A 12,553-nucleotide genomic window follows, 5' to 3' on the forward strand; every position below is an offset into this window, starting at 1 on the left:
AAGCCCGGGGATGACGTGGTGACAACAGGTCGCCGATGACGGCGTACCGGCTCACTCAGCCATAGGGGCTGAAGGGCACGGGCTTGGGCGTGTCCTTGGACTGCCAGAGAATGTCGAAGCCCTGTTTGTCGTTGACCGAGCCGATAAACACGCCGCGGGCGACATAGTTGTTCTCGCCGGTCATCGAGATCTTGTAGCCCGAGGGGCAATCGAAGGTGAGGCCGGCAAAGGCCTTGGAGACTTCCGGCACGTCGAAGGAACCCGCCTTCGCCGCCGCCATCGCCCACAGATGCACCGAGTCATAGGCCGACACCATCGGGTCGATCGACACCGTGCCGGAGAAGGGCACGTTCTTGGCCTTCACATAGGCGGCCCAGTTCTTCAGGAACGCCTCATTGGCCGGGCCCTTGGCGTTCTGCAGATAGGCCCAGCAATTGAGGTGGCCGACCAGCTTGGCGGTGTCGAGGCCTTCAAGATCGGCTTCCACCATGTCGAGGCCAAGCACCGGAATATCGGTGGCGAGAATGCCCTGATTGGCGAATTCGCGCATGAAATCCGGGATCGAATTGCCGACCACGGTGAGGATGACCACCGGCTGGCCGCCGCCCTCATCGGCGAAGGCGCGGATCTGGTTGACCAAAGTCTGGAAGTTGGAGAAGCCGAAGGGGACATATTCCTCCTTCCAGGCGCTTTCCTTGATGCCCTTGGATTTGAAGTAGCCCTTGAGCTGCTTGTTGATGGTGCGCGGCCACACATAGTCCGAGCCGAGCATGAAGAAGCGCTTGGCCGAGACGCCTTCCTCGCCCATCAGATAATCCACCGCCGGCAGCACCGAGCTGGCCGGGGGCGAGTTCACATAGACGACGTTCTTGGAGTTCTCGTCGCCCTCGAAATGCAGGGGGTAATAGAGCAGGCCGTTCTCCTGCTCGACCACAGGCAGCACGGTCTTGCGCGACACCGAGGTCCAGCAGCCGAACAAAGCGGAGACCTTCTCCTGCTGCAGCATCTGCTTGGCGGACTGGGCATAAAGCGGCCAGTCGGAGGCGGGATCGGAGACCAGCACGTCGATGGTGCGCCCGTTCACCCCGCCCTTGGCGTTGATCTCGTCGGCGGCCATCTTGACCACATAGTTCAGCCGGCCTTCGAGATTGGCCATGGTGCCGGAGGAGGAGAACAGGCAGCCGAGCTTGACCGGGCCGGACTGCGCCTGCGCGTTGCGCAGGAAGGCGGGGGCACTGAGCGGGGAGGCCAGCCCGACGGCGGCAAGGCCGCTGGCCTGGAGAAGGGAACGCCGCGTTATATTGACCATGGACCACACCTCAACGGTTCGGAAGGTGGGCGGATTGTGTTGAGGCGCGGCGCGGGCGCAACTTCATATAATGTTCAGCCCTGCCCAAAGCGGCGCCAGAGCCCGGCCCTCACGCCGCTTTCTGGCAGGATTGCCAGAAATGCCCCGTGCCGGCGGTGCCGGCCGGGCGGACGCGGCGCGCGTGAGACGGCGCGGCAGGGCGCCCCGCGCGGGCTTGGCGGCAGCGCGGGGCAAGGTGCGGCGCCGGCCCGGCAGAGGTATTTGAGAAAGTGCATTCACCTCGGCCGGCCGCGGGTCTATAGTGCTGACCATGAGGAGCGCACGCTGAAATTATGTGCGCCAACTGACGCGGGTCGCAGGGGCGGCGCCCGCCACAGCGTGGCTACGGGACTGTTCGCGAAGATCCATCCGTGTGCGAAGCCTGAGGACGAGCCGATGCGACGTTCGCAGTTCACCGACACTGAAATCCTTCACCTCATCCGCGAGGCCGATGCCGGCGTGTCGATCCCCGAGATCTGCCGCACCGCGCAGGTGTCGCTGCGCACCTTCTACCGCTGGCGCCGGCGGTTTGGCGGGCTCGACCAGGCGGCGGTGGTGCAGATGAAGGAATTGCAGGCGGAGAACCGGCGGCTGAAATCGCTGCTGCAGAGCCTGTCGCGTCCGCAGCGCCCCTCCACCGGCGGCGAGGCCGCCTATCCCGGCGATGCCCGCCTCCAGCCCGCCCGCGCGTCGGCGCTGGCGGCGGAGCGCTGCGGCGGCGCCGTGGTCGGCCGCTTCGCCTCGGTGCGGGTGACGCGCTGAGCATCACCCCTTAGCCGGCTACGCCTCCCCGCCCCGGCCGCGCGCTTGGGCGTGGAAGATCAGCCGGTTGCACACCAGGATCGCCAGCAGCGAGCCGACCCCCACCAGGGTGAAGATGGCGTTCACCGAGGGGGTGAAGCCGAAGCGCATCTGGTTCCACACCCAGATCGGCAGGGTGGGCGAGGTGCCGGCGAGGAACAGCGTCACCATCACATCGTCGGCCGACAGGGTGAAGCCGAGCAGCGCCCCGCCGATGATCGCGCCCCGGATCGAGGGGAACAGCACATGAACGAAGCTCTGCCAGTGATTGGCGCCCGAATCCATCGAAGCTTCCAGGAGCGCCCCGTCCAGCCGCCGCAGCCGGGCGAGGATGATCATCAGCATCACAGGCATGACGAAGCTCGCCTGGCCGATGACGATGCGCCCGACGCCGGAGGGGATCTGCGCCAGCTGCGTCGCCAGCACCATGACGATGCCGAGCACCACGCCGGGGATCGCCACCGGGATCGCCAGCGCGAACTCGAAGAAGCGCGCCCGCCGCACCCTTCCATAATGCAGCGCGAAGGCGAAGCCGGTCGCCGCCACGCCTGACACCAGTACGACGGCGAAACCCACCATCAGGCTGCGCCGCACCGCCGCCAGCATCGGCTGGTTGCCGGCGAGCTCCGCATACCAGCGCAGTGTCGCCCCGCTCAGTGGGAAGGCCTGCACCGAGGAATCGTTGAACGACATCAGCACCATGATGGCGAGCGGGGCATAGAGGAAGAGATAGGGCAGCGCGAACAGCACCCTTCCCCCCGCCCGCAGCAGGCGCTGGCCGGAGGTGAGCCGGTGCGACGCCACCGGGGGCCGGGCGCCCTCGTCGCCCGTCAGCACGCCCCGCGTCTGCCCCGCCCACAGCACCAGCGCCAGGATGAGGCCGACACTGACCATCAGGCACACCGCGATCGCCGCGCCATAGGGCCAGTTATTGGCGATGCCGAATTGCGAGGCGATCACCATGCCGATCATGGTGCCGTCAATGCCGCCGACCATGGAGGGGGTGACGTAGTCGCCGACCGTCATCAGGAAGGCGAGCGAAAAGCCGATGGCGACGCTCGGCCGCGAGAGCGGCCACACCACATGGCGGAAGGTTTGCCAGGCGGAGGCGCCGCTGTCCTGCGAGGCCTCGATCAGCGCGTGCGGGATCTTCTCCAGCGCGGTGAAGATGGCGATGAAGCAGAACGGGATCGAGATATAGGTGTAGGTGAGCAGCACCGAGAAGCCGGTATAGAGAAACGCCTCGCTCGGCTGGTCGAGCAGGCCGCTGCCGACCAGCGCCGAGTTCAATATGCCGTTCTGGCCCAGAATCATCCGCCAGGCGAAGACCCGCATCAGCAGGCTGATCCACAGCGGGATGATGACCAGAAGCACCAGCACCGAGCGGTTCTTCTGCACCACGCGGGCGGCGTAATAGGCCATGGGATAGGCGATGAGGCAGCCAAGCGCCGCCGCGCCGAAGCTGGTGGCGAGCGTCTTGCCCAGCAGGAACTGGAAGCTCGCCGACTTCCAAAGCCTCATATAGCTGGCAAAGGAGGGATCGAAGACGATGAAGCCATTGGAGGTGCGCAGGAAGCTGGTGCCGATCAGCAGCAGGTTCGGCACCAGCACGAGGGCGATGAACCAGGCATAGACCGGCCAGCCAAGGACACTGATCCGGTGGAAGCGGACGGGGCGGGCGGCGGAAAGCGACATGTCGGAGGCGATGTCAGCCATGGAACACCGTTGCCTGGCCAGGGTCGAACATCACCCGCACCGGCCGGCCGGGCAGGTAGCCCTCGCCGCCCAGTGTGGGCACGGCGGCGATGATGTTGTGGTCGCCGCAGCGCACATTCACCTCCAGCGCATTGCCGAGAAACAGCACGTCCTCGACCACGCCCTCGATGGCGCAGGCCTCGCCCGGGGGATGGCCAGCCTCGGCGAGCCGCACGCATTCAAACCGGATCGCCATCCGCGCCGGGCCGGAGCGCGGCACCGCCACCCCCTTCAGCGCCCGTCCGCCGAGCAGGGCGGTGAGGCTGCCCTCATGCGGCGCCGCCTCGATCGGCAGCAGGTTGGAGCGGCCGACGAACTGGGCGACGAATTCGGAGGCCGGGTCGAAATAGATCTCGCGCGGCGTGCCGAGCTGGGCGATGCGCCCCTCGCTCATCACAGCCACCCGGTCGGACATGGACAGCGCCTCGCCCTGGTCGTGGGTGACATAGACAAAGGCGATGCCGAGTTCGCGCTGCAGCGAGACCAGCATGTGCTGCATCTGCTGGCGCAGGCGCAGGTCGAGCGCGCCGAGCGGCTCGTCGAGCAGCAGCACGCGCGGCCGGCAGACGATGGCGCGGGCCAGCGCCACGCGCTGGCGCTGGCCGCCGGAGAGCTGGTGCGGCAGCCGGGCGGCGAAATCGCCCATGCTGACGAGGGCAAGGCAGTCGCGCGCCTTGGCGAGGCGCTCGGCCTTGCGCGCGCCGGCCATGCGCAGGGGATAGGCGACGTTTTCCAAGACGCTCATATGCGGAAACAGCGCATAGGACTGGAACACGGTGCGCACATCGCGCCGGAAGGGCGGCACATCGGTGATGTCAGCCCCATCCATCAGCACGCGCCCGACATCGGGCCGCTCGAAGCCGGCGATCATGCGCAGCAGCGTGGTTTTTCCCGAGCCGCTGGGCCCGAGGATGGAGAAGAACTCGCCCGGCGCCACGGTGAAGGAAATCCGGTCGAGCGCCGGCCGGGCCGCCCCGTCATAGGTCTTGTCGATGCCGGCGAGCGTCAGGATCGCCTGCGAAGTCTTCGCCATCTCTCGTGCTCCGCGTTGCAGGGTCAGCAGGGGCGCGTCAGAGCGTGCCGGCTTTGAAGTCGTTCCAGATCTGCAGGCGCCGCTCGAAATCTTCCGGCTTCTGCAGGATGACCAGCTTTTCCCAGAAATCGCCGGCCTGCGAGTCGGGAATGTTGGTGCGCTTGAGCGTCGCCTCGCTCACGCCGCCGGCCTTGGCCTCGCTGAGGTCGAGCACGCCATTATTGGTCGAGGATTCGATGAAACGGGCCTGCCACTTGGTCGAGAGATTGTCGTTGATGAACTTGTAGACGATGTCGCGGTCGCCCTTTTTCGAGACGCCGGTGCAGTCGATCCAGGTGGGCGTGCCTTCCTTCGGCAGCGCATAGGCGAAGTTCTTGCCCTTGTCCTGCAGCGAGGTGACGACCGCGATGTTCTGGCAATAGCCGAGGAGCGCCTCGCCGGCGGCATAGATGGTGACGGCATCGTCGAAGCCACGGGCGATGGTGCGGATCTGCGGGCGTAGCGTGCGCAGCGCCTCCTCGCAGGCGGCGAAATCGGCGTCCGTCAGGTTGAACGGGTCCTTGGCGCCGACCGCGAGCGCGATCATCGGAAAGCAGATGGTGCAATCGTCGAAGATGTTGACCTTGCCGCGATATTTCGGGTCCCACAGCGCCTTCCAGCTGTCCGGCGCGGGCATGGCGTCGGCATTGTACATCAGCGGCTGGGTGCCCCAGTTGTAGGGCACGGCCACCACCTCGCCGCCGACATCGGTGTATTTCTTCCAGTCGAGATTGGGGGTGATGTTCTTGATGTTCGGCACCTTGGCGGTGTCAAACGGCACGATCAGCCCGGCTTCCTTGAAGCGCGGCAGCGAGCCGGTCTCGATATACATCACGTCCGGCTGCACCGCGCCGGAGAAGGGCTGCGAGAACAATTCGTCGACCGAGCCGATGACGACCGGCTTCACCTCGACGCCATTGGCCTCGCCCCATTCCTTGCACCAGGCGGGGTCGTGATAGGTCTCCCAGGTCAGCAGCACGATCGGCTCCTGCGCATAGGCCCGACGCAGAACGCCGGGGGCGGCGAGCGTGGCAGCGGCCGCGCCCATGCCCTTCAGGACGCCGCGCCGCGAGGGCGCCCAATCTCCAGTATGGAAGGTCATTTTTTTCCCCTGTGTTCGGCCTTTCCGGCCGACACCCGGTTCGGCAACTCTCGTGCCATCCGGATTTTTCCCGATCTTGAAAGATGATTTCAGCACTTCTGGTCATTCGGGATGGATGATTTAAAGCTTAGAGCAGGCCGCTTCGCGCGTGTTGCTGGATTGCCGGGACGAAATACCACTCAATAGTGCGACAGTGTCGCATCGCGGCGCAGCGGTGAGACAGGATCGCGCGAAGGCGACGCTGTTTCAAGGATGAGCCGGCCGCTGTCGCAGAGGCGCGACAGGGCGGCGTGACAGGGCGCCGTGACGGAGGGAGGCGCAGCGGCGAGGTTCAGGGAATGATGCGGTAGCGCTGCAGCTTGCGGTACAGGGTGGCGCGGCTCAGCTGCAGCGCGCTTGCGGCCGCCTTCACATTGCCGCCGCAGCGCGCCAGCGTGGCGACGATAGCCTCGCGCTCGGCGCAGGCGATGGCGTGACGGGCGCTGCCGGCCTCGGCCGCCGCTTCCGCCACGGCGAGGCCACCCTCCCCGGCCTCGCCCGGCAGCCCGAAGGCCGCCGCCGCCGCCGGCAGCACCGGGCGCGCGGCCAGGCCCGCCGCCGTGAAGGCCGGGCGGATGGCGATGTCCTGCGGGCCGAGCACCGTGCCCTCGCAGAGATGAACGGCGCGGTTGAGCGCGTGGCGCAGCTCGCGCACATTGCCGGGCCAGTCATGCGCCATGAGCAGGGCGAGCGCTTCCGCCGACAAAGTGAGCCCGCGCCCGGCATCGAGGCCGGCCAGCACCTGTTCGATCAGCGCCCGTCGGTCGGTGCGGGCGCGCAGGGCGGGAATGTCGATCACCGCGCCGGCGAGCCGGTAATACAGGTCCTGGCGGAACTGGCCGCGGGCGACCTGCGCTTCCAGGTTCTGGTTGGTGGCGGCGATCACCTGCAGATCGACCCGGCGCGGCTTGCCGGCGCCCAGCGGCGTGACCTCGCCGGATTCGAGCACATGCAGCAGCCTTGTCTGCTGGCTCACCGGCATATCGCCGATCTCGTCGAGGAACAGCGTGCCGCCATCGGCCTCCACCAGCCGGCCGGTGCTGCCCTCGCGCCGGGCGCCGGTGAAGGCGCCGCTGCCATAGCCGAACAATTCGCTGTCGATCAGCGTGTCCGGCACCGAGGCGCAGTTGAAGGCGACGAAGGGCGCGGCCCGGCGCGGGCTTTCCTCATGGATGGCGCGGGCGAAGGCGTCCTTGCCCACCCCGGTCTCGCCGAGCAGCAGGATCGGCAGCGAGCCGCCGAGCACGCGCCGCACGAGGCGCACATTGGCCGCCATGCGGGCATCGCCGCCGGCGCAGTCGTCGAGGGTGAGCACGCGCGGCGCCGCGCGGGGTGGCAGCGCCGCAGGGGCGGGCGCCGGGCGGGGGCGGGCCTCGCCGGCCGGCGGGGCGGCGTCCGGGGCGGCGGTGAAGCGCGGGCCGGCGCCGGCCGTGGTCGCCGCCGGTTCCAGCGGCCCGCTGAGCGAGACGGAGATGGCATCGCCGCCCTTCTGCAGATGCAGCGTCAGTTCGGTGCCGCCGAGCCGGGAGAGGTCGGCAAGCCTGTGGTCCCGCTCGAACACCGCCCACAGGCTGCGCACGCGGGCGAGCTGGATGCGGTCGCGCAGCATGTCGCGGGCGGCGTGGTTGAGCCCGACCAGCTGGAAATCGCCATCCACCGCGATCAGCCCGTGGTCAACGGCGCCGATGGCGAATTTCAGGATGAAGCAGCGGCGGAAAGCCTGGCGGAACATGCGCTCGCCGATGCGGTCGGCAAGGCTGGAGGACAGGCCGAGCACCACTTTCAGCGTCTCGCGCTGCAATTCGGGATTGCGGATCGAGATGTTGATGGCGCCGATCAGCTCGGCATCCGGGCCGAACAGAGGCGCGCTGGCGCAGGACAGGGCGGAGAATTCATAGAAGAAATGGTCATTGGTGAGCACGCCCACCGGCCGGCGCTCGACCAGGCAGGTGCCGATGGCGTTGGTGCCGGCGGAAGGCTCGGCCCAGGCGGTGCCGGGCCGCTCGACCTCGCTGTAATAGTCGGGATGGTAGTTGGCGCGCTCGGTGATGATGTAGCCCTCGACATTGCCGAGGCTGATGGAGAAGCCGGACACCGAGACGGCGCCGAACAGGGCGTCGATCTCCGGGCGGGCATAGTGGATCAGCTCGTCATTGGCCTCGCATTGCCGCTTCAGCTCGGCATCGCTCACCGCCTCGATGCGGAACTTGGCGCCGGGATCGAAGCGGTAGCCATCCATGCAGCGGCGCCAGGAGGCAGCCATGCTGTCGGCGGCGCGGGGCACAGGTAAGTCGCCGGCGGCAGGGGCAAGCTGGTTGGCGCTCGTCACGATGCGCGCGACATGGCTGCGCAGATCCAGCATCGCGGTCCCCGGTTCCGCCCCCAAGCTTAAATTGTGCGCAGCACAAAGTTTAATCGTCAACCCGCTTCCTCCTCGCTCGGTGCGGAAACGAAAAAGGGGGCCGGCTGTGCCGGCCCCCTCGCTCAGGCGAAGAGCATGCGCAGATGGTCGTTGAGGAAGACCCCGTCCGGGTCCATCTCGCGGCGCAGGCGCTTGAAGGCGTCGTATTTCGGGTAGATCCGCTCCAGCCGCTCCGGCGTCATGAAATGGTGCTTGCCCCAGTGCGGGCGCCCGTCATAGCGGTCGAGAATGGCATCGGCGTCGCGCAGCATGGCCCAGCTCGCCTCCTCCAGCGGGCCGGAAATCGACAGGGCATAGCCGTCGCGTTCGGAATAGGCGGAGAGATAGGTGTCGTCGCCCTTCACCGCCCGGCATTCGACCGGGTAGATGGCTTCGGGGTATTTGGTCTGGAACATGCGCCGCACCTCGGCGAAGCATTCCTCGAAGCGGCCGAACGGCACGGCGTATTCGATCTCGCGGAAATTCGGCACATAGTCGTTGGGGTAGATGATGGAGGAATGGTCGAATTCCTCCCCCGGCCCCAGCGTCGGCGCCGGCTCGGCCACCGGCACGGCGTTATAGGTCCGCATGTGGCAGAAATCGAAGTCGCGCGTCGTCTTCGAGGGCACCGCGCCGCCGGGCAGCTCATAGAGATCCGCCGATTCCCGGCGCGGCAGCCAGAAGAACCAGAAGGTGCGGTTGGCCTCCAGCAGCGCATGCAGGTTACTGAGGCAGTCCTCGGTGTCGGTGTTCCATGAGCGTTTGTGGATGTTGTAGGATGGCACCGCCTGCAGGGTGAGCGACACCACCAGGCCGAACATGCCGATCGAGGTGCGGAACGCCTTGAACAGTTCGCCATCGGCGGCCGAGAGGTCGCGCAGCTCGCCCTCCGCCGTGACGATGCGGGCGCCGACGAGGTGGGTGGAGAGGCAGGCCAGCGTCTTGCCGGCGCCATGGGTGCCGGTCATCATCGCGCCGATTACCGCCTGCCGGTCAATGTCGCCCTGATTGTTCAGCGACATGCCGTGCTCGCGCAGATATTTGGTCAGCGCGCTGATGCGCAGGCCCGGCCGCACCGTGACCTGCAGCTTCTCCTTGTCGACCGCGACCACCTGATTGAAGGCATCGAAGTCGATATGCACCCCCGGTGTCGGCACGATGGCGGGGTTGGAATGGCCGGCGCCGCTGGCGCGGACCGGCAGACCCTGCCTGCGCGCCTCGCGCACGATGGCGCAGACCTCTTCCTCGCTGGTCGGACGGGCGGTGTAGCGCGGCACGAAATACTGCTCGCCAAACCAGTTCCACCAGAGCTTTCCGGGCTGCAGCAGCCCGGCCGTGTCGGCGCTCGACATCTTCATTCTCTCCAGCGGTTCAGACGGCGATCGCCGACAGCTCTTCACCCGGCGCCGTTTCGCCCAGCGCCGCATTGACGATGGGCATCACCCGCCTGGCAAGCAGTTCCATCGAGCGGCGCATCGCCGGCTTGTCCTCCCATTCATGCGAGGTCATCATCAGCGTGCCGAACGGGCCGACCTCCTCGCGCAATTCGAGGATCTTGCGCGCCACCGTTTCCGGGCTGCCATAGATGACGAAATGGTCGCGCACCATCTGCGGCGTGATGGTGGCGGGATCGGTGTCGCGGAAGGGGGCGAGCAGGCCCGCCGCGCCCATGCGCTGATACACCTGGAACATGTAGTCATAGTACCAGTCATAGGCGCCGCCGGCCTTCTTCACCACGCGCTCGGCCTCCGCGTCAGTGTCGGCGACATGGATGGAGCGGGCGACGCGCCACTTCGAGCCATCCGGCGTCTTGCCGAGCTTGCCGAGTTCGTCGCAATAGGTTTCCCAATGGGTCTTCACCACCCAGGAGGCGACGAAATTGGCCGAGATCGGCATGAAGTCGTTGCGCGCGGCGACGCGCATCGAGCCGGAATAGGGGCTCGACACCGACACCGCCAGCGGGGGGTGCGGCCGGGTCAGGGTCTTGGGCAGGATGCCGACGCCAAGGTCCGGCCAGTAGCTCCTGGAGAGCTTCACGTTCCAGAATTTGCCCTCGATGTCATAGGGCGGATCGGAGGCCCAGATCTTCTTCATGATGGCGATGGAATCGAGCATCATCGCGTTGCGATCCGCGTCCTCCATGCCGAACACTTCGAAATCCGAGCCGAGGCCGCCGGTGCCGATGCCCAGCAAAAGGCGGCCGGGCGCGAGATGGTCCAGCAGCGCGACATGCGAGGCGGCCATGACAGGGTGATAGAGCGGCAGCGGCAGCACGCCGGTGCCGAGCTTGATGCGTTTGGTCTGCGGCGCCATATGCGCCAGGAACATGAGCGGCGAGGAAATCTGCTCGATCTCCGCCGAATAATGCTCGCCGATCCACGCTTCCTCGAAGCCCAGCTCGTCCGCCAGCTTGAAGGCCTCGATATCCTCGGCCAGGGCGGTGGGATAATGCCTGTTGACCGAATGAAGCGGCATCATGAAGAAGGAAAGCAGCACGACGGTCTCCCTTGACTGCGACCGGCAACGTGCCGGCAAAGCACCCTTCGGCAAGGCCCGTGCCAGAGGCTTAAGCCTCTGATTTAACAACACTCTTCATCATGAACCCGCCACCCCGGCGCCGGCCTGTCTCATTGCGGAGAATGCCGGCGCGCCGCTGCGAATCCCCGCTCTCAGAACCGCGTGGCGGCGAAGGGGGCGAGGTCGAGGGCGGGCGGGCGCCCGGCGATGAGGTCGGCCACCGCCATGCCGGTGCGGGCGGCGGAGGCGAGGCCGACATGGCCATGGCCGAAGGCATAGACCACATCAGCGCAGGCGCTGGCCCGGCCGATGACGGGCAGCGAATCCGGCATGGAGGGGCGGAAGCCCATCCAGCGCGACACCCGCGCTTCCGGATGATGCGGGGCGAGGCCGGGAAACAGCCTCCGGCCGAGGGTGAGCAGATGCGCCGCCCGCTTCCAGTCCGGCGGCGCCTCCAGCCCGGCGAACTCGACCGTGCCGGCCATGCGCAGCCCGGTCTCCATCGGCGTCGAGACGAATTTGGCGCTGGCGTCGAGGATCGGCCGCGCCGGCAGCGCCTCGGGATCGGCGATCAGCACGTGATAGCCGCGCTCGGTGTCGAGCGGCACCTCGTCGCCGAGGCCGGCGGCGAGCGGGCGGGAATGGGCGCCGCAGGCCACCACCGCCGCCTGGGCGGGGATGAGGCCCGCATCGGTTTCGATGCCCCTGAGCCGCCCGCCCTCCACGGCGAACCCGAGCGCGCGGGCCTGGATCAGCCGCCCGCCATCGCGCTGGAAGGCGTCGGCGACGGTCCGCACCAGCCGGTTGGGGTTGATCGTATGGCCGCACTGGCGGAACAGCGCGCCGATCGTGTAGTCGCGGGAGATCGCCGGCTCGAACGCCCACAGCTCCGGCCCGCGCAGCACCTCGTAGGGGATGTCGTTGGCGCGGCGCAGCTGATAGCCCAGCGCGTCGCCGGCGAAATCGGCCTCGCTGCGATAGACGGCGAGGAAGCCCTCGCGCCGGATCAGCGCCTCATTGCCGGCATGGCGCACCAGCGGCAGCCAGGCGCTGAAGGAATCGTCGAGCAGCGGCTTCAGCGCCCGCGCCTGCGCCTGAACGCGCTCCCGCGTGCCCGACTTTACGAAGCGGGCGAGCCAGGGCGCCAGCGCGGGCAGGTAGCGCCAGCGGATCGACAGCGGCCCGAGCGGATCAACGAGATAGCCCGGAACCTTCCTCAGCGTGCCGGGCATCGACATCGGCACCACAGAGGAGGGGGCGAGCACGCCGGCATTGCCAAACGAGGCACCCTCGCCAAGGCCGCCGCGCTCGACCAGCACCACGTCGTGCCCCTCGCGCAGGAGGAAGCTGGCGGTGGCGACGCCGACCGCGCCGCCGCCAATGACGGCAACGGTGCGCGCGCTGCCGGGCTTCAGGGGAGATGTCATGGGTCAGACCGCCTTGATGAACCGGCGCAGCACTCGCCGAGGTGATGAAGCGCGCGCGAAAATCGCCCGGAGACGGCCCGCGACGCGCGCT

General features: G+C 67.5%; 9 protein-coding genes. 1 reads left to right on the forward strand and 8 read right to left on the reverse strand.

Annotation, left to right across the window (positions count from 1 at the left end; genetic code table 11):
- Positions 1–55: 55 nt before the first annotated feature.
- On the reverse strand, positions 56–1,309 hold the full coding sequence (locus J2S76_RS05210; protein WP_307058172.1) for a transporter substrate-binding protein: 1,254 nt from the start codon (positions 1,307–1,309) through the stop codon (positions 56–58).
- A gap of 435 nt (positions 1,310–1,744) precedes the next feature.
- Between J2S76_RS05210 and J2S76_RS05215 the strand changes: the two genes are divergently transcribed.
- Positions 1,745–2,110: a transposase gene (locus tag J2S76_RS05215; protein WP_307058174.1), complete on the forward strand. Its 366-nt coding sequence runs from the start codon at positions 1,745–1,747 to the stop codon at positions 2,108–2,110.
- Between the two features lie 18 nt (positions 2,111–2,128).
- Here the strand turns inward: J2S76_RS05215 and J2S76_RS05220 are convergent, their stop codons facing one another.
- The 7 genes from J2S76_RS05220 to J2S76_RS05250 all read right to left on the reverse strand — a co-directional run bounded on the left by J2S76_RS05220 (position 2,129) and on the right by J2S76_RS05250 (position 12,462).
- Positions 2,129–3,865, reverse strand: coding sequence for an ABC transporter permease subunit (locus tag J2S76_RS05220; protein ID WP_307058176.1), 1,737 nt, complete (start codon positions 3,863–3,865; stop codon positions 2,129–2,131).
- Entirely contained in the window at positions 3,858–4,937 is a 1,080-nt protein-coding gene (locus J2S76_RS05225) for an ABC transporter ATP-binding protein (protein ID WP_307058179.1), read from the reverse strand. The genes J2S76_RS05220 and J2S76_RS05225 overlap by 8 nt, the downstream gene beginning before the upstream one ends.
- 37 nt (positions 4,938–4,974) lie before the next feature.
- A complete protein-coding gene (locus J2S76_RS05230; RefSeq protein WP_307058181.1) occupies positions 4,975–6,078 on the reverse strand; it encodes an ABC transporter substrate-binding protein in 1,104 nt (367 codons plus the stop codon).
- Positions 6,079–6,409: 331 nt separating this feature from the next.
- Positions 6,410–8,479 carry a sigma-54-dependent Fis family transcriptional regulator gene (locus tag J2S76_RS05235; protein ID WP_307058183.1) on the reverse strand — a complete coding sequence of 690 codons (2,070 nt, stop codon included), beginning with the start codon at positions 8,477–8,479 and terminating at the stop codon, positions 6,410–6,412.
- A 122-nt stretch (positions 8,480–8,601) separates the two neighbouring features.
- Positions 8,602–9,870 carry a D-arabinono-1,4-lactone oxidase gene (locus J2S76_RS05240; protein ID WP_307058185.1) on the reverse strand — a complete coding sequence of 423 codons (1,269 nt, stop codon included), beginning with the start codon at positions 9,868–9,870 and terminating at the stop codon, positions 8,602–8,604.
- 19 nt (positions 9,871–9,889) lie between these two features.
- Complete coding sequence (locus J2S76_RS05245; protein WP_307058187.1) at positions 9,890–11,014, reverse strand: LLM class flavin-dependent oxidoreductase; 1,125 nt, start codon at positions 11,012–11,014, stop codon at positions 9,890–9,892.
- Between the two features lie 173 nt (positions 11,015–11,187).
- The gene (locus tag J2S76_RS05250) at positions 11,188–12,462 is read right to left on the reverse strand and encodes an NAD(P)/FAD-dependent oxidoreductase (protein ID WP_307058189.1); all 1,275 of its coding nucleotides are present in this window, start codon (positions 12,460–12,462) and stop codon (positions 11,188–11,190) included.
- Positions 12,463–12,553: the final 91 nt, after the last annotated feature.

This window comes from Ancylobacter vacuolatus, assembly GCF_030813595.1.
Lineage (GTDB): Bacteria > Pseudomonadota > Alphaproteobacteria > Rhizobiales > Xanthobacteraceae > Ancylobacter > Ancylobacter vacuolatus.

Coding starts and splice junctions, on each gene's coding strand:
- J2S76_RS05220 (WP_307058176.1), bottom strand. CDS start 3,865: ATGGCTGACATCGCCTCCGACATGTCGCTTTCCGCCGCCCGCCCCGTC.
- J2S76_RS05230 (WP_307058181.1), bottom strand. CDS start 6,078: ATGACCTTCCATACTGGAGATTGGGCGCCCTCGCGGCGCGGCGTCCTG.
- J2S76_RS05225 (WP_307058179.1), bottom strand. CDS start 4,937: ATGGCGAAGACTTCGCAGGCGATCCTGACGCTCGCCGGCATCGACAAG.
- J2S76_RS05235 (WP_307058183.1), bottom strand. CDS start 8,479: ATGCTGGATCTGCGCAGCCATGTCGCGCGCATCGTGACGAGCGCCAAC.
- J2S76_RS05250 (WP_307058189.1), bottom strand. CDS start 12,462: ATGACATCTCCCCTGAAGCCCGGCAGCGCGCGCACCGTTGCCGTCATT.
- J2S76_RS05240 (WP_307058185.1), bottom strand. CDS start 9,870: ATGTCGAGCGCCGACACGGCCGGGCTGCTGCAGCCCGGAAAGCTCTGG.
- J2S76_RS05210 (WP_307058172.1), bottom strand. CDS start 1,309: ATGGTCAATATAACGCGGCGTTCCCTTCTCCAGGCCAGCGGCCTTGCC.
- J2S76_RS05215 (WP_307058174.1), top strand. CDS start 1,745: ATGCGACGTTCGCAGTTCACCGACACTGAAATCCTTCACCTCATCCGC.